Consider the following 19,664-nt stretch of genomic DNA (forward strand, 5'->3'; position numbering starts at 1 on the left):
GCGAATGCGTATCATCGGGACAGCAAACGGAGGGCATCCATGTGCTATTCGGCTCAGATCGTGGCGGACTACCGGCGCTACGTTCGCATGTTCGGCGCGCAGATGAGCATCGAGGAATTCGCGCGGCTTTTCTTCGAACGCGCGCAAGACAATCAGGCGAAGATTCCCAAAGCGATGGAAGACGCGTTCTCGGAACCGCAGTCCGACGCGCAACGGGAAGTCTGGGCGCTGATCGAACGCTTCCGGTCGCAGCAGACCGTGAAGCTCGAACAGGAACTGTTCAAACAGCGCACCCGCTTCGCCGATGCCGAGCGCTCTTTGCAGACCAAAGTCACCAAGGCGGCGACCGAGAGCCAACGGATCGCCAAAGACAAGATCGACCGCACGCTCGAACGGCTCGACGACCTCCGCCGGGTCGATCCCAAAGCAGCCGACTCGCGCATCTTTCCAGGCTACTACGCGCCGGTACTGGTGATGGAAAACGGCCAGCGCGTGGTCAAGCCGATGCGCTATCAGTGCCGCCTCGCCGGCAAGCCCGCATCATACGACACCCGCTATCCGGGCACGTACAACGCCCGTCGGGACAGTCTCGAAGGTTTCTGGAAAACGCTATTCGGCTGCTCGCATGGACTCGTGCTGGCCAGTTCATTCTATGAGAACGTATCGCGCGCGCGGATGGAAGGCCGTGAACTGGCGCCCGGCGACAAAGATGAAAATGTCCGGCTGGAGTTCAGCCCCAACCCGCCCCATGACATGCTGGTCGCATGCTTATGGTCCCGCTGGAGCGGCAAAGGCGAGCCCGATCTATTGTCCTTCGCGGCCATCACCGATGATCCGCCACCCGAGGTTGCCGCCGCCGGCCACGATCGCTGCATCATTCCGATCAAGCCCGAGCATATCGACGCGTGGTTGAATCCCGATCCGCACGATCTGGCAGCGCTGTACGCGATTCTCGACGATCGGGACCGGCCGTTCTACGAACATCGGATCGCGGCCTGAATACAACTTGCGGTTTTCCAGGCCGCGCAATACGGTGCCGGATCATCCTTGCAATCTTCGCGCAGTAACATATTCTGCGTTATGAATCTTCGTCGGCTGGCAAAAAATACCCGGTCGCAGAGGTTCGCGAACAGGTGCGATCCGGACCCCGTCAATCATCGAAGCGCCTGCGCAACGCGCCCACCACCTGCACCATGCGCATACGCACGCCACGGACCGCGCCGAGGTCGCCGACTGGGTCTGGCCCTTCTGAACCTCACGCGCAGCACGCACCGGGGGAAAGCTCCATGGACGACGCTCCCACCACGACCACGCCGCAAAGCATGGATGCGGCGCGCACCGGCCTGAGCGCCGCCGCGCTGCGGCGCGGCGTGCTCGACAATCTGCTGTGCCTGCTCGGCCGCTATCCGGCCATCGCTTCGCCGCACGACTGGTACATGGCGCTCGCCTACAGTGTGCGCGACCGCATGCTGGCGCGCTGGGCAGCCTCCGTCCGGACCTACGCCGTCAGCGATGCGCGCGTAGCCTGCTATCTTTCCGCCGAATTCCTGATCGGCCCGCAACTCGGCAACAACCTCGCCAACCTCGACATCGAGGCCAACGCGCGTGAAGCGCTGGCCTCGCTCGGCGTCGACCTCGATACGCTGCTCGAGATCGAGGAGGAGCCGGGGCTCGGCAATGGCGGGCTGGGCCGGCTCGCGGCCTGCTATCTGGATTCGCTCGCGACGCTGGAAATCCCGGCCATCGGCTATGGCATCCGCTACGAATTCGGCATCTTCGACCAGCTGATTCGCGACGGCTGGCAGATCGAAACCACCGACAAGTGGCTGCAAAGAGGCAATCCGTGGGAGATCGTGCGCGCCGAGGTGGCGTACTACGTCGGCTTCGGCGGCAGCACGCACAACGAGACCGATGCAAGCGGGCACCTGCGTGTGCGCTGGACCCCCACGCGGCAGATCAAAGGCGTAGCGTGCGACATCCCGATGCCGGGCTATCGCGTCAACACCTGCAACACCTTGCGGCTGTGGAAAAGCGAAGCGGTCGAGTCGTTCGACCTGCAGGACTTCAACGCCGGCGACTATTACGAGGCCGTCAACGAAAAGGTCATCTCCGAGACGCTGTCGAAAGTGCTGTATCCGAACGACGAGCCCGAGATCGGCAAGCGCCTGCGGCTCGCGCAGCAATACTTCTTCGTGTCGTGCTCGCTGCAGGACATGCTGCGCCTGCTCGAAATCAAGGGCGAACCGCTCGGACACTTCGCGGATCTGTTCAACGTGCAGCTGAACGACACGCACCCGTCGATCGCGGTCGCCGAGCTGATGCGTCTGCTGGTGGACGACAAGGAGCTGCCGTGGGACGAGGCCTGGGACATCACCCGGCGCGCGCTCGCGTACACCAATCACACGCTGCTGCCCGAGGCGCTCGAAACCTGGGGGTTGCCGCTGATGCGCAACCTGCTGCCGCGCCTGCTCGAAATCATCTACGAGATCAACCGGCGTTTCCTCGACGAGGTCCGGCAACGCTTTCCGGGCGATGAAGCGCGCCTCGCACGCATGTCGCTGATCGACGAGCGCGGAGACAAGCTCGTGCGCATGGCGCATCTCGCGACCGTCGGCGCCCACGCGATCAACGGCGTGGCCGAACTGCATTCCGGGCTGCTCAAGCAAACCGTGCTGCGGGACTTCGCCGAATTGTGGCCCGAGCGCTTTCACAACGTCACGAACGGCGTCACGCCGCGCCGTTTCATGCTGCTTTGCAATCCGGGGCTCGCGCGGCTGCTCGACGAGACCGTCGGCGCTGGCTGGGTCACGGATCTGGCGCGATTGCGCGAGCTCGAAGCCTATGCCGACGACGCCGCGTTCCAGCAGCGTTGGCGTAGCGTGAAGCAGTCGAACAAGGCGGTGCTCGCCGAGCATATCCGCCGCGTCACGGGCATCGTCGTCGATACTGCCGCGCTGTTCGACGTGCAGGTCAAGCGCATCCACGAATACAAGCGGCAGCATCTGAACGCGTTGCTGATCGTCACACTGTACCGGCGCCTGCTGCGCGATCCGCAACTCGCGCTGACGCCGCGCTGTTTCGTCTTCGGCGGCAAGGCCGCGCCCGGCTATGTGATGGCCAAGCTGATCATTCGTTTGATCAACGGCATTGCCGAAGTCGTGAATCACGACCCGGTGGTGAACGGCCGGCTGAAGGTCGTGTTCTATCCGGACTTCAACGTGAAGAATGGCCACTTCATGTACCCCGCCGCCGATCTGTCCGAGCAGATTTCGACGGCCGGCAAGGAGGCGTCTGGCACCGGCAACATGAAGTTCATGATGAACGGCGCGCTGACGATCGGCACGCTCGACGGCGCCAACGTCGAAATCCGCGAAGAAGTCGGCGACGAAAACTTCTTCCTGTTCGGCCTGACCGCCGACGAAGTGGCAGGAGTGAAGCGCGCGGGTTATCACCCCGCGGACTACGTGAAGGACAACGCGGAACTGGGCGAAGTGCTGCAACTGATCGCCGACGGTCAGTTCTCGCGCGGCGACCGTGAGATGTTCCGCCCGCTCATCGACAATCTGCTGCACGCGGACCCGTTTCTCGTGCTCGCCGATTACGCCGCCTACGTGGCGCGTCAGGACGACGTCAGCGCCGCGTGGCAGGACACGCGGCGCTGGACCCGCATGTCGATCCTGAACACCGCGCGCTCGGGCAAGTTCTCCTCCGACCGGGCCATCGGCGAATACTGCAAGAAGATCTGGAGGATCTGCCCGATAAGGATCACCCTTGACCAATGACCCTGAAACGGCATTGCTGCGTGCTCACGCGGTTCGCCCCGGCTCGCGGTTTCCGACGGGCGTCAGCGCGGTGCCCGGGGGCATCAATTTCTGCATCTTCTGCCGCCACGCGACGCGCGTCGAGCTATTGCTGTACGAGGCCGCGGACAGCCCCGAGCCGGTTCAGATCATCCCTCTCTGTACCGATGAGAATCGAACCTTCTTCTTCTGGCATGTGATGGTGGAAGGACTGCCGTTCGGCACGCACTACACGTGGCGAGTGGATGGTCCGCGCGATACGCAGTCCGGCGGCTTCGCGTTCGATCCCGAACGCGAACTGCTCGATCCGTATGCCCGCGCGGTCAGCGACGTTCTGTGGACACGGCGTGGGGCCGGCAACCCGAACCCCGCCGCGCACGCCACGCACCGCGCGATCGTGACGGAACCGCTGCGCGCGCCCCCCAACCGTATCTCGCGCGGCCTCGACAACGCGATCATCTACGAGTTGCACGTGGGCGGCTTCACGCGTCATCCGTCGAGCGGCGTCCAGCATCCCGGCACCTTCGCCGGCCTGATCGAGAAGATTCCGTATCTCACGCAACTCGGCGTGACCCACGTCGAGCTGCTGCCGGTGATGGCCTTCGACGAGCAGGACGTTCCGCCCGGGACGGCAGCTCTCGGCCTGATCAACTACTGGGGCTACAGCACGCATAGCTTCTACAGCCCGCATCCTCGCTACTGCCTGGACCCCGCGCGCGCGCCGCAGGAGTTTCGCGCGCTCACCGACGCGATGCACGCCGCGGGCATCGCGGTGCTGCTCGACGTCGTGTTCAACCATACGGCGGAAGCCGGCGAGACGGGGCCCGTCATCAACTTCAAGGGCCTCGTCAACGATATTTTCTACCACCTCGACGAGACCGACCGGCGTCGCTATCGGGACTACACCGGCTGCGGCAACACGGTCAATTGCAACCATCCGCTGGTGACGGCGTTCATCGTTCATTGCCTCGAATACTGGGTGGAGGAGCTGGGCGTCGACGGGTTCCGCTTCGATCTGGCGAGTGTGTTCGCGCGCGACCAGCACGGCGAGCTGATGGCCGATCCACCGCTGCCCTGGGCGATGGAGTCTTCGCGTGTGCTTGCGCACGTGCCGTTGATCGCGGAAGCGTGGGACGCCGCCGGCATGTACCAGGTCGGCGCCTTTCCCGGCATGGCGTGGGCCGAGTGGAACGGCCGCTATCGGGACGTGATTCGCCGTTTCGTGCGCGGCGACCCGGGCCTGATCGGCGAGGTCGCCACCTGCATCGCGGGCAGTTCGGACCTGTATGCGGACGGCGGCAGGCTGCCCGACAACAGCATCAACTTCGTCACGTGCCACGACGGTTTCACGCTGATCGATCTGGTGAGCTACGAGACGAAACTCAACGAGGTCAATGGCGACGGGAATCGCGACGGCAGCTCCAATAACCTGTCGTGGAACTGCGGGACCGAGGGCGAGACCTCCGACCCGACGATTCTCGCGCTGCGGCTGCGCCAGGCGCGCAACCTGATGGCCATTCTGTTCCTGAGCCAGGGCGTGCCGATGATGCTCGCCGGTGACGAGGTGCTGCGCAGCCAGCGCGGCAACAACAACGCCTATTGTCAGGACAACGCGCTCAGCTGGTTCGACTGGACACCCACTGAAACCGGCTCGGCGATGTCGCGCTTCGTGCGTGAATTGATTGCGCTGCACATGCGCCACGCAAGTTTGCGCCGGCAAAATTTCCTGACCGGCCGGCCAGCGCCCGGGCAAACGCGGCCGGATGTGGCATGGCATGGCGAGCGCCTGAACGAGCCCGGCTGGCACGATGCCGGCGCGCGGCTTCTCGCCGTCACGCTGGGGGGCGAAAAGCCGGGCGAGGCGGCACTGCACATGGTGTTCAACATGAGCGATTGCGCGCGCACGGTCGAATTGCCCGCGCCAGACGCGCGGCACTGGCGGCGTATCGTCGATACCGCGCGCAACAGTCCGCATGACATCGTGCAAGTTGCGCAGCAGGGCGTCATCGAAAGCGAGCAATGCCGCGTGGAAGCGCGCAGTGTCGTGGTCCTGGAAGAAGCGAGCTGAAGTTACCCAAATCACCCGGTCTGTCGTCCTCTAATGTCGATCGCGGAGGGCATCATGAGAATCAGCGTATATGGGCCGTCCGTCGTCCTCGCGATGGTTGCGCTCGTGGTGCATGGCAGCGCATTCGCGAGGTCCGAAACGTGCCATCCGGCCTCGGAGAAGCAGATTTCCGCACTGTTCGATCGCTGGAACGACTCGCTGAAAACCGGCGACCCGCAGAAGGTCGTGGCGAACTACGCACCGAACTCGATCCTGCTGCCGACCGTCTCGAACAAGCCGCGTTTGACCGCCGACGAAAAGCTCGACTATTTCAAACGCTTCCTCGAAAACAAACCGGTCGGCACGATCGACTTCCGCGACATCATGATCGAATGCAATACGGCGATCGACTCGGGGCTCTATACGTTCAAGTTCGCGGACGGCTCGGTCGTCAAGGCGCGCTATACGTTCACCTACGCGTGGAACGGACACAAGTGGCTGATTACCAGCCATCATTCGTCGAAAATGCCGGAAGGCAATTAGGCGATGCGATTGAGAAGAAATCAGGCTGGGACTTGAACCTCATTCACGAATGGCCTGAATACGTCCCGCCTTGACTGCCGCTTTCAAAACCGTCCAGTCCGCCTCATTCTGCTCCGCATAAGCGAGCGCGAATTGCACGACGGCTTCGTCGAATGCCTCCGACTTGCCGACATATCCGCTGAGCAATGCGGGGTCGCCTGCTTTCGCCATCGAATGCGCCAGCGCGTGAGCGCAGGACACCGCATATTCGCCCAGATCTTCGACGTCGAACGTGGTGAAGTCGAACGCCCCCTTCATGTCGCGCAATTGCCGCACATAGAAGTCGTTGCCGGTGTGATGCATCTTCGACCAGCCGAGGAAAATGTCGCTGGCCGACTGCAGCAGACGCTGCCCGTTCACCACGCGCTGGCCGTGATTGGCATAGCGGCTCGGCGGCAGATACTCCTCCAGCACGGAAGCCCGCGCCTCCTTGAGTTGCAGGAACAGCGGGCACTCTCCGTCGGCCATGAAGAGCGTCTCGTAGCAACGTGTTCCCACCGAGCCGATGCCCACCACGCGAATGGCGATATCCACCAGCTCATAGCGATCGAACAGTGCGCGCCTGTCATCGGGAAGCGTCAGTCGATAGTCGGCGAAAAAGCGCCGTACCAGCGTTTGGTACTGTTTCTGGTCGTGCTTGCTCTCGAGCGGGACGTGGTACACGAGCGGGGGCGAGTCCTTGATGCGCAGCTTGCCGTTGACCATCTCGGTTGCGCGAGTCAGCACGGAACGTGATGATTGCTGCCTCGCCTTTTCGATGACGGCCAGTTCTTTCCGTCTTTCCTCCACCGAATCGGCAATCGCCAGCATGCTCGCTGCCTTGAACTGGCAATACCAGACGTCGAGCGTGTCCATGCTGCTCAATCCGGCGAGCCGTTGCCGGAAGGTCTCGCAGAGCCGGCGTACCACGGCGCGCTGGTCGCGAATCGTAAAGCCTCGTTCGCGCGCGGCAATCACGAACGAAGCGGCGAGCCTGCGCACGTCCCAGTCGAACGGACCCGGCAGGGTTTCGTCGAAGTCGTTGGGGCCGAAAAGAATGCGCCGTTCCGGACTCGCGAACAGCCCGAAATTAGCGAGATGCGCATCGCCGCCCAATTGCACGCTCACGTTGGAACGAGGCAGTTTCGACAGGTCGTGCGCCATCAGCGGCGCGGCACCCCGATAGAACGCGAACGGACTCGCGACCATCCGACCGTAGCGGATCGGGATCAGCTCCGGCACGCGGCCCACGTTGGACGCATCGAGCAGAGCGATGGGATCGCGATCGACGATCTTGCAGATTCCCAGCTCCGCGCGCGGCGCCTTCTTGCGCGCCGCCTTGCCCTGCTCCATGCGCGCGGCCAGCGAGCCACGCCCGGCGAACAGCATGGACGGATCTTCCTGTGCCGCCAGCGTCTTCGGATCGGCGCGATCCGTGGCGGGTTGGATGGACTTCTCAGCAGCGGAATCAGACACGCGTCACTCCTTGTTCGAATCGGGATCAAGCGGCCTTGTCATGTCACTTCCCTTCCCGTCACTTCACTTTGTCTTGCTTTATCCCGGCTTGTCGGCGTCCGGGGCTGCCGCCCACGCGGGTGGCGACAGATCGCGCAGTGCGTCGATCGCCGCATCGACCGTCTCGAAGATCTCGCGATGCGCGCCGCTCATCCGCAGTGCCCTGTACCGCTCGAGTTCGTGCCGCACGCCAGCCGGCACCGCGACCACCGCGATACCCAGGCCGCGCTGGTCGAGTTCCGCACCCAGCTGGAGCAAGGTCTTGCCGGCCGTGTAGTCGATATTGCTGATCTCGGTTGCGTCGATCACGACCCAGCGCAACGGAACGTCCGCTTCGTTGACGATTTTCAGCACTTCCTCTGTGAAGCGCCCCGTGTTCGCATAGAACAGATCCGCCTCGAACCGGTAGATGACGATGCCGGGCGCCGCGAGCAGATTCGGCTCGACGTGATGGGGAATCCAGTGGCCGGTGGGGCCGCGCGTCAACACGCGCGTGCGCAGCCGATAGCTATGCCGCGCATGCGCGATCAGCGACAGCACGACGGCGGCGAGAATGCCGTGCATCACATCGACGAACACGACCACGCCCGCCGCGAGCAACGCAACGACGAATTCGTCCTTCTGCATGCGAAACAGTTCGGCCATCCCCTTCACGTCGATCAGCTTCACACCGATCATGAAGACGATTGCCGACAGCACGGCGGCAGGCATCAGGCTGAGCGGCCTCGTGAGGAACAGCAGCACCAGCAGCACGATCACGGCGGTGCTCAAATGGGCGACCTGGGTGCGTCCTCCCGCATCGTCGATGATCTCGGTCTTGGTCGGACTGCCGTTCACGACGAAGGTGCCGGTAAACGCCGCGGCCGCGTTCGCCGCCGCGAGTCCGATGATGTCGGCGTTATCGTCGCCCTTCTCGTTGTTGCGGGCCGCGTAGGCACGCGCCGTCGCCGCGCTCTGCGCGATGATGACGATGAAGCACGAGGCCGCCGTCGCCAGTACCTGGTTGATCTCGCTCATGTGCAGCGGCGGCACGAACAGCGACGGCAGTCCGCCGGGCACTTCGCCCGTCACCGCGATGCCGTGTGCGGCGAAATTGAACACCCCGCTCGCCACGATGGAGCCGACCACGGCGATCAGCGCGCCTGGCGCGTGCGGCGCGAGACGCTTGCAGCCGATGATCACCGCGAGTACGGCAAGCGAAAGGAGCGTGGTCGGATAGTTCGCTTCGGCCACACGTTGAACCACGCTCACCAGTTGCATGACGGGGCCATGCCCCTGCTTCGCGAGCCCGAGCAGCCCAGCGAGTTCCCCCGCCGCGACCTGCACGCCTACCCCCGTCAGAAAGCCGATCAACGCGCTTCGTGAAAGAAAGTCGGCCAGAAAGCCGAGCCGAAAGATACGCGCGATCACCAGCATCACGGCGACCGTCAGGGCCACCGTGCTCGTCAGCCCGATGTATTCCTTGCTGCCCAATGCAGCCACGGTCGTCAAGGTACCGGCGAGGATCGCGGCCGTCGCGGAGTCCGCCGCGACTACCAGTTGACGCGAAGCACCCAGAACCGCGAACGCCACCAGCGGCAACAGGATCGTATAAAGACCCGTGACGGTGGGCGTGCCGGATATCTTCGTGTACCCCATCACCTCGGGTATGCCGAGGGCCGCCAGCGTGAGCCCGGCGATGATGTCGCGCGGCAGTTGAGAGGAATTGAAGGGCAAAAGCCCTTGCAGAAACGGCGAGTGATGCAGATGAGCGCGCGTGGAAGCCGCTGGTTTCATGTGTCCACCTCCACTCAGGTCGTGAGCTTGCCGACCAGCGCGTTCGCGATGATCTCGTTCGCGATCACCACGTTGGATGCCCCCGCGCTCTCGAACAACATCTTTCTCAAGGGGTTTTCGCCGGGCACTGCAATCGCGAGCGACGCATTCAGCGTATGCGCCGCCAGCGTGATCGCCAGATTGTTGTTGCTGTCGGGGGTCGTCACGACCAGCGCTTTGGCACGGTCCAGCCGCGCGTGCTTAAGCACGTCGTCGAATTCCCCGGGCGGACCTAGCATGACCTGAAAGTCGTGATCCGCCGCCCGTTCGGCCTGCCCCTGATCGCCCACGAGCACGAGCACCGTATGTCCGGCGTCGCGCAGCCGCCCGGCGACCAGTTCACCGAGCGAATGAAATCCCACTACCACGACATGATCGGCAAGTTGGTCGAGCTTGCGCTCCATGATCCTGTTCTCCCGATAAGCCATCACGTCGTCGCCGGATAGCATGCCAGTGAGCCTCGAAACCGCGAATCCGCCGATCAGCATGGTCGCGATCATGGCTACCAGCATGAAGATCTTTTGAGGCCGATTGAATTCGCCAAAGGCGCCGAGTGTCGTGACGAGGTTGAGCCCATTCCACACCGATGTAAGTACTTTGTTTGGGAACGAGGTATTGGACTGATCCAGGATGAACAGCCCGGTGGCGGCACTGCAGAGCAGCAGAACGAGAAGGCCGACCGTGTGGCGTGCGTGCCGGCGCCATTCGCGAATACGGATGGCTCCAAGACGAGGCTCATTTACACGGAAGATCCACATGGTCACCTCGGATAGTCGAAACGATCGAGACAACAGCGAACCCAACCCAAGCAGACAAGCTCCCCCTTTTTGCGCCGGTAGTCAATAGTCAAGAGCCCCCATGAAAGAGGCTCTGTAAGCGCCTTGATCGCCTTCTACGGCAATGCTCCCCCTGCTTCGGAGACGGGCTCGAACACCACCCGCTGCTCCTGCGAGTCGTAGCGGCAAACCACTCGCATCCCTTCACCGATTTCGCCATTGATCAGCGCTTTCGCCAACGGATTTTCGACGCGCTGCTGAATCTGCCGGCGCAGTTCGCGCGCGCCGAACTCGGGCCGATAGCCCTCGGTCGCGAGATGGTCGATGAGCGAGTCGTCGAAGCTCAGCTCGATGTCCTGACTGCTGGCAATGCGTCGCACCTGCTCCAGCAGAATCCGCACGATATGACGCGTCTCGTCGCGGCCCAGCGACTTGAACACGATGATGTCGTCGATCCGGTTGAGGAACTCCGGCCTGAAATGCTGCCGCAGCACGTTCATTACGCCGCTTTCCACGCTGACGGAGCCCGCCTGGCTGAAAAATCCCGGCCCCGTGCGGTTCTGTCCGGTGATCACGTCGGACGCGAGATTGCTCGTCGCGATGATCAGCGTATTGCTGAAATCGACGACGCGCCCTTTGCCGTCCGTCAGGCGTCCATCGTCGAAAACCTGCAGCAGCACGTTGTACACGTCGGGATGCGCCTTTTCGATTTCGTCGAGCAGGATCACGCTGTACGGTCTGCGCCGCACCCGTTCGGTCAGCTGCCCGCCCTCTTCGTAGCCAACGTATCCGGGCGGCGAACCGATCAAACGCGCGACGGTATGGCGCTCCATGTATTCGCTCATGTCGAAGCGCAGCATCGCATCCTCGTCGCCGAACACGACTTCGGCGAGCGCTTTCGCCAGCTCGGTTTTGCCGACACCGGTCGGCCCCAGGAACAGAAACACGGCGGTGGGCCGGTGCCGCGCCTGCAAGCCGGCACGCGCGCGCCGCACGGCATCGCTGACGGCCACGACGGCTTCATCCTGGCCGATCACGCGCTGATGCAAGCGCTGCTCCATATTCAGAAGCCGCTCCTTTTCCTCGGCCGTCAACTGCGCGACGGGAATGCCCGTGAGCCGCGCGACGATTTCGGCGACCTGCCCGATACTCACATGCGATGTGTGGGTGCCGACACTCTTCTTCCACGCGTCGGTTGACTCGCGCAGCTGCTCTTCCTTCGCGGTGATCTCGCCGCCGAGCGCATGCGCGCGATCGAATTGCTTGCGCGATGCCGCATAGTCCTGCTCGCGGCGCAATTGACCGATTTCCGCTTCGAGTTCGAGCACGGCGGCAGGCCGCGATGTCGACGACAGATTGACACGCGCCGCGGCCTGATCGATCAGGTCGATCGCCTTGTCGGGCAGAAAGCGCCCGGAGATATAGCGATCCGACAACTCCGCCGCGCCGACGATCGCATCGTCCTGGATCGTCACCTTGTGATGCGCCTCCAGCCTGTCGCGCAGTCCGCGCAGAATGTTGATGGTCTGCACGACCGACGGCTCGGCGATCAGCACCGGCTGAAAGCGCCGCTCGAGCGCCGCATCCTTTTCGATGTACTTCTGATATTCGGCGAGCGTCGTTGCACCGATCAGATTGAGTTCGCCGCGCGCCATCGGCGGCTTGAACACGTTGGCGATGTCGAGACCGCCTTCGCCACCGCCCTGCCCCGCGCCGACGATCGTATGCACTTCATCGACGAACAGCACCAGCGAGTCCTGGTTTTCCAGCACTTCGTCGATCACCTGCTTCACGCGCTCTTCGAATTCGCCCCGGTACTTCGCGCCCGCGACCATCGAATTCACGTTGAGCTCGACGAGCCGCTTGTTGCGCAGCGACTCCGGCACGTCACCGTTGAACATCCGCTGTGCCAGCCCTTCGACGACCGCCGTTTTGCCGACGCCGGGCTCGCCGATCAGCACCGGGTTGTTCTTGCGCCGGCGCGCGAGCACTTCGACCATCGTTTCGATTTCGCTTGACCGTCCGATCACGGGGTCGAGCCGGCCTTCGCGCGCCAGGACCGTGAGGTCGCGGCTGTGCTTGTCGAGCTGCGGCGTGCGCGACGGCTGGCGCGGCGCCGCTGGCTTCTGCACGCCGGCCGCGCGCAGCGTCTGCTGGCGCAGCGCCGGCGCTTGAACGCCGAGCCGGCCTAGCAGTTGCCCCGCAAAGCTCTCCGGCACTTCGGCCAGACCGATCAGCAGATGTTCGGCGCCGACCGAGCTGTGACCCAGTTGGCGGGAAGCCAGGAACGCGCGATCGAGCGCGCTCTTCAGCCGCGGCGAGACGCCCATCGGCTCGTGCGGGCTCGGTGCGGCGGGTTCGCGCTTCTCTGCGTTCGCGTCGATATAGGCGCGCAAATCGCTCCCCTTCACACCGAGCGAAGCGAGGATCGCTTCGACGGCCGCATGGTCGGCCAGCACGTATAGCAGGTGTTCGGTATCGACCTCGCGACGGCCGAACTGCGCCGCGGTTTCAGCGGCGCGCTGCAGCATCTCCATCGCGACGTCGCTGAAATGCCGCTCGATGCTGAACGATTCGCCGCCTTCGACGGGCTGCTGCGCGGCATGCGGATCGGCAGCGGACGGCTCCTGGGCCGATGCCTGCGCGCGAAACAGCGCTTCGAGCGGCGAGATAGAGCGTTGATGGCGGGTCAGTTGCGCGTAGTGAAAATCACAGACGTCGAGCACCTGACGCTGGTTGTTCTGAAGTACCGCAAGCCGCACCGTCGCCGGCCGGACACCGCAGATATCGCAAAGCAAGCGTGCCATTGTGTGTCGTCTCCATTGCGTCAAGACTTCGAGGAAAGCATACCGCGCGCCAGCCCGCCTTCCCGGCGACGGCGACGTCGACATCGCACGGCCGGACTTTGCCCGCACGCGATACCTTACCTCGCTATCCGATCCTTTGCGCCCGATGCGCGGCTTCCTGCACACCACGTACAGCGGCGGCCACGATCAAGCCGATGAAGACCACGCCGATCACCGGGTCGGCTTTGCGGCATGACGCACCACCTCACTCCACCCGGCGGTGTTGCTCGAAAAGCAGAAGCATCAAACATGCGTAGACCGTGACGGCCAGAAAGAGCCCCATTCGCACGGCAAACGCGGTGTAGACGTCCTTGCCCGCCACGCTGTCCTGCACCGATTGCCCGAGCAGAATGATCATCGTCACGAGACTGTTCAGCCAGAAGCCCGGCGAACAACGCGTCGGTTGCAGGCCGTACAGTTTGCGTCCCACCAGCAGGCCGAACAGCAGCATCCACAGAAAGAACATCCACAGATGCACGAACAGCCTCAGCGCAAACCAGAAGGCGATCGCGAGCAGACCGCCGAGCAGCGTCGAGCCGATCAGATCGCGCGCGGCGCCGCGAGCCGAGGTCGTGCAGGTTTGTCTGCCGAGGCTCACGGACTTCATGATGATCGGCATGTAATTCGCCGGATCGGTCATCGCGAGCAGATAAGCCGGCATCACGACGAGCGCGGCTCGCAGCGCGATATAGGCCGCCTTGTCTTGCGCCATCGCTGCCGCGCCGGGCTGTTCTCGTGCGTCCGTCCGCTCGGGAAACAGGCTGTGCGCAAGCGTCGACACCAGCACGGCCAGCAGCAGCCCCTTCGCCAGTGCGCCGACTACTGTCAAGGCCAGCTCGAAGTCGGCCGTGCCCGCGGCGGAAATCATCGTCAGTCCCGCGACCAGAAAAGTGGCGACGAGATTGTTGCCGCCGCGCAGCCCATAACGAAACGCGAAGAACAACATCAGGCCGACGATCATCACGCCGGCCAGCGCGTAATGACGCAGCAACGGAACCAGCAGCAAGCCGCTGCCGGTGGTCGATGCGACGACCAGCGACAGAATCACGCCGGCCTTCAACGACAGCGGACGATTCTGCGTGGCCAGCAAAAAAACCGTAAATACCGGCGCGACGACCGGGATCGGAAAATCGAGTCCGAAGCTGACCGCAACAGCGGTGGCCGTTCCGAGAGCAACACGTATCGCGCGATAACCGAGGCGCTGGATCACGAGCTGCATGGGCTTCTCAATAGACATAGGAAAGCCAGCTCATCAGCCGGATGAACGCGTGTCCCAGCGGATTGAGCGGATTGCCCTGGGTCGGAAACGCCATCACTTCGGCCTGCCCGCCCACCCGCAGATCACGCAGACGGGCGCGCTCGCTGTCGTCGAATTCGACGATCACCGGAAAACGTTGCGCGGGACGCAGCCAGTCGCGGCTATTCTGCACGGTGGGCAGGCTGCCGGCCGGCGTGGGCTGTCCCACGCTCACGCCATAGCCGACACTGCGGACCCGCCCGTCGAATACTTCACCGGGCAGCACGTCCAATGCGATCTCGACGCGCGTGCCGGGTTTCAGATGGCCCAGATTGTTCTCCGTCATGTCGGCGCTAACCCACACGTCGCGGATCGCGATCAGCGTCATCACCGGATTGCCCGCCGCCGCGAACTGACCGACTTCCGTGCGCAGATCGGTTACGACGCCGCTCGAACGCGCCCTGATCCGCGCGTTGGCGAGATCGAGTTCGGCCTTCTCCAATGCGCTGGCGGCGCTGCGCAACTGCGCGTTTTCCGCCTCGTGTCCGCCCTGTTGCTCCCGCGCGCGCTCGACTTCGGCACGCGCTCCGTCGACCTGGCTTAGCGCCTGTGCATGCGTCGCCCGCGCGACCTCGAGACGTCGCAGCGACACGGTGCCCTCGTCTTCGCGATAGAGCCGCTCGAGTCGGTCGCTGTCCTGGCGCGCCTTGACCTCGTTCGCGACGGCGGCCCGCAACGCCGCGAGAGCCGACTCGATGCCGGCCGTGCCGGCACCGACCTGACGGCGCGTGGACTCCAGATCGGCGCGCGCGCGGTCAGCGGCAATGCGGTATGGCTCGCTGTCGACTTCGAACAGCACGTCCCCGGCGTTGACATCCTGGTTGTTGTGGACGAACACCCGGGTCACGCGTCCCGACACCTCGGCGGCAACGGGCACGACATAGGCCTGAATGCGCGCCTGCTGCGTATACGGCGTGAAACGGTCGGCGAGCAGATACCAGATCAGGCTCAGTACGATCAGGCAGACCACCACTTTGACCGCCCTGCCCGAAGGGTCGGCGGCGGGCGTCGACGACTTCGGCGCGGCGGCGGTTGGAGGCTCGCGGGTATCCTGGGTATCGCTCATCGTGACGCCCCTTCGGCCTGCCCCGGCGTACCGGAAGCCGGCGCCGTTTCGTCGAGCAGGTCGCCCCAATCCGTGCGTTGCCGCATCTGCGCGCGCGTCGCCGCATCGACGAGCGGCTGTTCGGTCTCCCAACCGCCTCCGAGCGCCTTGTAAAGCGCGATCACACTGCCGAGCGCATTGCTGCGATTGACCACGTACGCGTCCTGCTGCGCAAACAGCGCGCGCTGCGCATCGAGCACCCGCTGGAAGTCCGAATACCCTTCCCGATAGATCGTATTGGCGAGCGTCAGCGAGCGCCGCGCCGCGCCTTGCGCGTCATTCAGAATGGTGTCGCGCTGCAACGCGGCGATCAGCGCGGTCGCGGCATCGTCGGCCTCGCGCGCCGCCTCGCGCACCGTGTTCTGATAAGCGACCGTCAACTCTTGCAGCCGCGCGTCCTGGACGCGCACGTTGTTCGTGATCCTGCCGTAATCGAACACGTTCCACGTGACGCTCGGGCCCGCGGCAAAGAGCAGTGTGCTCGGTGCGCCCGCGAGCGAACTGGCGCTCCACGTCAGCGTGCCGAGCAACGATACGGACGGGTACAGATCCGCTTTGGCGACGCCGATCAGCGCCGACTGCGAAGCCATCTGATACTCGGCCGCGCGAACGTCGGGGCGGCGCAACAGCAGATCGGCCGGCACGTCTTGCAGCACCGCATGATCGACTAGCGGCACCACGCCTTCCTTGCCCGCCTGCACGTCGAGTTCCGGCAGCGGCCCAGGCGCTCGCCCGATCAGCACCGACAGCGCATGACGCGCCAGCACGATCTGGCTTTCGAGGTCGGGAATGCTGCTCAGTGTCCCCAGGTACTGCGTCTTCGCCTGCTGGAAGTCGAGCTCATCGGATTCGCCGGCCTTGAAGAGCTTTTGCGCGATGTCATAGCTGCGTTTCTGCAATTGGGCGTTCTCGCGCGCGATCCGTAGCCGCGCCTGTGCGACCCGCAGCGTGAAATAGGTATCCGCGACCTGAGCGTGCAACAGAACCAGCGCATCGTCGCGGTTCGCTTGCGCGGCGAAGAACGCGGCGTCGGCCGATTCGATCGCGCGGCTGAAACGCCCCCAGAAATCCAGCTCCCAGCCGATGGCGAAACCCGCGCCGTACTGCACGAACGCACCCGAGCGCGGATTGGAGCCCCCGGAGCGCTTGCGCGCCGACGCGAGTACCTCGGCACTTGCCTGCTGCACCTGCGGATAGCGTCCCGCGAGCGCGATGCCGAGCTGTGCGCGCGCCTCGAGAACGCGCAGTCCGGCGATCTTCAGGTCGCCGTTGTTCGCGTCGGCTTCCGCGATCAGACGTTCGAGATTCTGGTCGCCGAAAATCAGCCACCATTGGCGCACGTCCGGCTGTGCGCTTTGCTGCGTGACCTGCGTGATCGACGCACTGCTCCAGTGCTCGCTCCACGCTTCGTGCTGCGGCCTGAAGTCCGGACCCACCCGCATGCATCCGCTCAGGCCGAGCGCCCCAAAGAGCGCTGCGATCCCGTACGGACGCGTGAACGGTGACACGGAGCCATCCTCGCGCTTCAGGTCTGCTTCTGTTCGTGGATCTGCGTGGTTTGCGTGGGTTGCGGCTGGTCACGGACCCAGCGCCAGAACAGCTGATAGCCGACGGCCAGCATCACGGGCCCGACGAATAGCCCGATCACGCCGCCCGTCACCATGCCGCCGAGCGCTCCGATCAGCACGACGGGCATCGGCACTGCAACGCCGCGGCCCAGCATCAAGGGTTTGAGCACGTTGTCGGCGAGGCCCGCGACGAACACATACACCGCGAAGATGATGTTTGCGGTGCTCACGCCGTCCGTGACGATCACGAAGGCGATCACCGGAATGGTGATCAGCGTGGCCGGCAATTGCATGATGCCGAGCAGCAGCACGGCCAGCGCGAGCAGCCCCGCGCCGGGTATCCCCTTCACGACGAAACCGATGCCGATCAGCAGCATCTGGATGAACGCGATGCCCACCACACCCTGGGCCACCGCGCGAATCGTCGCCGTGCACAGATCGGCGATCTGAACCCCGTTCTCGGGACCCGAAATGCGCGAGGCGATCTGCACCGCGCTGTGGTAGCCCTTCTCACCGTGGGCCATCAGGATTCCCGCGATGATCAGCGCGACAAAAAATATCACCAGTCCTGCGCCGAGGCCCGTCACCGTTGCCAGCACGGCGAGGCCGGCCTCCTTCAACTGCGGTGCGAACCTTTGTGCAAGGCCGGTCAGATCCGTCGATGCCTGTTGCCAGAAGTCGTACACACGCTGGCCGACCAGCGGCCAATTCTCCACCGACTCGGCCGGAGGCGGAATCTGGAAGCTACCGCTCTTCGCAATGGCTATCGATTTCTCGATCGAATCGGCGACCGCGAGACCCAACGCATACGTGGGCACCAGAATCACGGCAAACGCGACGAGGATGATCAGCGTGGCGATCAGACCATCCTTGCCGCCGAGCGCATGGCGCAGACGGACCTGCAGCGGATACAGCGTGATCGCCAGAATCACCGACCAGGCCATCAGGTTAAGAAACGGCGCGAAGATCCGAAAGCAGAACACGGCCAGGATCGCAATGAGTCCGGCGCGGATCAGCACATCGAGCATCTCTCTCGCAGGCGTGCGTTGTGAAAGCGGTGTGAGCAGCATAGGTTCCTCTCGGGCCAGGTCGCGGCGCGGTTGCGCGGCGACACCGTGATATGCCAGCAACGCGAAAACTCGAACCCACTGGAACGTTTTTGACGCCAATACCAAGGCCTGCCTGCAATTCCGGCATCTTCAGGAAGAGAATCGCGCCGGCCTTGTCGTCGACAGAACGCGGCGTTTCACTACTATTGAACCCGCACCTCGAATATTCAATTGGACTTTGGTCTCATAGCTTTGAACCGTCCGGCGTTCCGCCCGCCGACGACGATCATGGAGAGCACCGTGAGATTGATGCTTATCGTCGCCGTTCTGCTGGGCTTGGTTGGCGCGCCAGCCCGCGCCGCCGGGGTCGGCTTTCAGAAGGTCGACATACCGCACGGGGCCGAGCCGCCGCTCGCTGCCGGAATCTGGTACCCGACCGACGCGCCGGCCACACCGCACGCGTTGGGCGGCGCTACCCAGACCGTCGCCGTCGACGCTCCGATCGCGGGCGATCACCTGCCGCTGGTGGTGTTGTCGCACGGCGGCGGCGGCTGGTACGGCGCTCATTACGACACGGCTCTCGCGCTGGCTCGCGCGGGCTTCGTCGCGGCGGCGGTCAGTCACGCCGGCGATACCTTCGATGATCAGAGCCACGTGCTGGAACTCTGGCGCCGGCCCGCGCAGCTTGATCGGCTGGTGGACTACATGCTCGACGACTGGCCGGAGCGCGAGCGGCTCGATGCAGACCGCGTCGGCGCATTCGGCTTTTCCAACGGCGGCTTCACCGTGCTCGTGGCCGCGGGCGGCATCCCGGATCTGTCGAAAATCGCCCCGTTTTGCGAAGTCCACCCGGATCATGACCTGTGCGACGCTTTGCGGCATGCGAGCGTCGACGTTCATTTCGGCGCGCATGTTCCGGCCGGTGTCTGGGTCCACGATGCGCGCATCAAAGCCGTTGTTATCGCCGCGCCTTCGTTCGGCTTCGCGTTTGGCCGCGCGGGCTTGGGCCGCGTGCGCGCTGCGGTCCAACTGTGGAGCGCCGCCGACGATCGTCATCAGCCGCATCCGTGGTACGACGAGCCGGTGCGGGACGACCTGCCCCGCGCTGCCGATTACCGTCTGGTGGCTAACGCAGGCCACTATGACTTCCTGCCGCCCTGCGATACGCGTCTTGCGCGGCTGCGCCCGCAGCTCTGCGACAGCGCGCCGGGCTTCGACCGGGCGGCGTTCCATCAACGATTCAATGCCGAGGTAGTACGGTCTTTCGAGGCGATGCTGCGATAGG

General features: G+C 64.1%; 13 protein-coding genes. 5 read left to right on the forward strand and 8 right to left on the reverse strand.

Annotation, left to right across the window (positions count from 1 at the left end):
• Window positions 1-39: 39 nt before the first annotated feature.
• From G5S42_RS22890 to G5S42_RS22905, 4 genes are all read left to right on the forward strand, one after another.
• Window positions 40-999: an SOS response-associated peptidase family protein gene (locus G5S42_RS22890; RefSeq protein WP_176108857.1), complete on the forward strand. Its 960-nt coding sequence runs from the start codon at window positions 40-42 to the stop codon at window positions 997-999.
• 287 nt (window positions 1,000-1,286) lie between these two features.
• Window positions 1,287-3,782, forward strand: coding sequence for a glycogen/starch/alpha-glucan phosphorylase (locus G5S42_RS22895; protein ID WP_176108858.1), 2,496 nt, complete (start codon window positions 1,287-1,289; stop codon window positions 3,780-3,782).
• Window positions 3,772-5,868: a glycogen debranching protein GlgX gene (gene glgX, locus G5S42_RS22900; RefSeq protein ID WP_246392057.1), complete on the forward strand. Its 2,097-nt coding sequence runs from the start codon at window positions 3,772-3,774 to the stop codon at window positions 5,866-5,868. Before G5S42_RS22895 ends, glgX begins: the two co-directional genes overlap by 11 nt.
• 54 nt (window positions 5,869-5,922) lie before the next feature.
• Window positions 5,923-6,390: a DUF4440 domain-containing protein gene (locus G5S42_RS22905; RefSeq protein WP_176108859.1), complete on the forward strand. Its 468-nt coding sequence runs from the start codon at window positions 5,923-5,925 to the stop codon at window positions 6,388-6,390.
• A gap of 39 nt (window positions 6,391-6,429) precedes the next feature.
• Here the strand turns inward: G5S42_RS22905 and G5S42_RS22910 are convergent, their stop codons facing one another.
• The 8 genes from G5S42_RS22910 to G5S42_RS22945 form a co-directional block, all read right to left on the reverse strand.
• A complete protein-coding gene (locus G5S42_RS22910; protein ID WP_176108860.1) occupies window positions 6,430-7,884 on the reverse strand; it encodes a DUF2252 domain-containing protein in 1,455 nt (484 codons plus the stop codon).
• Window positions 7,885-7,962: 78 nt separating this feature from the next.
• A complete protein-coding gene (locus G5S42_RS22915) occupies window positions 7,963-9,699 on the reverse strand; it encodes a SulP family inorganic anion transporter (protein WP_176108861.1) in 1,737 nt (578 codons plus the stop codon).
• A gap of 14 nt (window positions 9,700-9,713) precedes the next feature.
• Window positions 9,714-10,496, reverse strand: coding sequence for a potassium channel family protein (locus tag G5S42_RS22920; RefSeq protein WP_176110604.1), 783 nt, complete (start codon window positions 10,494-10,496; stop codon window positions 9,714-9,716).
• Between the two features lie 134 nt (window positions 10,497-10,630).
• Window positions 10,631-13,321, reverse strand: a complete 2,691-nt coding sequence (locus tag G5S42_RS22925) for an ATP-dependent Clp protease ATP-binding subunit (protein ID WP_176108862.1) — start codon at window positions 13,319-13,321, stop codon at window positions 10,631-10,633.
• Window positions 13,322-13,565: 244 nt separating this feature from the next.
• Window positions 13,566-14,579 carry a DUF2955 domain-containing protein gene (locus G5S42_RS22930; protein ID WP_176108863.1) on the reverse strand — a complete coding sequence of 338 codons (1,014 nt, stop codon included), beginning with the start codon at window positions 14,577-14,579 and terminating at the stop codon, window positions 13,566-13,568.
• Window positions 14,580-14,586: 7 nt separating this feature from the next.
• Window positions 14,587-15,723 carry an HlyD family secretion protein gene (locus G5S42_RS22935; RefSeq protein WP_176108864.1) on the reverse strand — a complete coding sequence of 379 codons (1,137 nt, stop codon included), beginning with the start codon at window positions 15,721-15,723 and terminating at the stop codon, window positions 14,587-14,589.
• On the reverse strand, window positions 15,720-17,270 hold the full coding sequence (locus G5S42_RS22940) for an efflux transporter outer membrane subunit (RefSeq protein WP_176108865.1): 1,551 nt from the start codon (window positions 17,268-17,270) through the stop codon (window positions 15,720-15,722). Before G5S42_RS22940 ends, G5S42_RS22935 begins: the two co-directional genes overlap by 4 nt.
• A gap of 17 nt (window positions 17,271-17,287) precedes the next feature.
• Window positions 17,288-18,400, reverse strand: coding sequence for an AI-2E family transporter (locus G5S42_RS22945; protein ID WP_176108866.1), 1,113 nt, complete (start codon window positions 18,398-18,400; stop codon window positions 17,288-17,290).
• Between the two features lie 288 nt (window positions 18,401-18,688).
• On the opposite strand from G5S42_RS22945, the gene G5S42_RS22950 reads away from it, so the two are divergent.
• Window positions 18,689-19,663 carry an alpha/beta hydrolase family protein gene (locus G5S42_RS22950; RefSeq protein ID WP_246392058.1) on the forward strand — a complete coding sequence of 325 codons (975 nt, stop codon included), beginning with the start codon at window positions 18,689-18,691 and terminating at the stop codon, window positions 19,661-19,663.
• Window position 19,664: the final 1 nt, after the last annotated feature.

Source organism: Paraburkholderia youngii (genome assembly GCF_013366925.1).
Lineage (GTDB): Bacteria > Pseudomonadota > Gammaproteobacteria > Burkholderiales > Burkholderiaceae > Paraburkholderia > Paraburkholderia youngii.

Bases quoted from the DNA above. Each gene is read 5' to 3' on its own strand.
- G5S42_RS22890 (WP_176108857.1), top strand. From the start codon at position 40: ATGTGCTATTCGGCTCAGATCGTGGCGGACTACCGGCGCTACGTTCGC.
- G5S42_RS22895 (WP_176108858.1), top strand. From the start codon at position 1,287: ATGGACGACGCTCCCACCACGACCACGCCGCAAAGCATGGATGCGGCG.
- G5S42_RS22905 (WP_176108859.1), top strand. From the start codon at position 5,923: ATGAGAATCAGCGTATATGGGCCGTCCGTCGTCCTCGCGATGGTTGCG.
- G5S42_RS22915 (WP_176108861.1), bottom strand. From the start codon at position 9,699: ATGAAACCAGCGGCTTCCACGCGCGCTCATCTGCATCACTCGCCGTTT.
- G5S42_RS22920 (WP_176110604.1), bottom strand. From the start codon at position 10,496: ATGTGGATCTTCCGTGTAAATGAGCCTCGTCTTGGAGCCATCCGTATT.
- G5S42_RS22925 (WP_176108862.1), bottom strand. From the start codon at position 13,321: ATGGCACGCTTGCTTTGCGATATCTGCGGTGTCCGGCCGGCGACGGTG.
- G5S42_RS22930 (WP_176108863.1), bottom strand. From the start codon at position 14,579: ATGCAGCTCGTGATCCAGCGCCTCGGTTATCGCGCGATACGTGTTGCT.
- G5S42_RS22935 (WP_176108864.1), bottom strand. From the start codon at position 15,723: ATGAGCGATACCCAGGATACCCGCGAGCCTCCAACCGCCGCCGCGCCG.
- G5S42_RS22945 (WP_176108866.1), bottom strand. From the start codon at position 18,400: ATGCTGCTCACACCGCTTTCACAACGCACGCCTGCGAGAGAGATGCTC.
- G5S42_RS22950 (WP_246392058.1), top strand. From the start codon at position 18,689: ATGCTTATCGTCGCCGTTCTGCTGGGCTTGGTTGGCGCGCCAGCCCGC.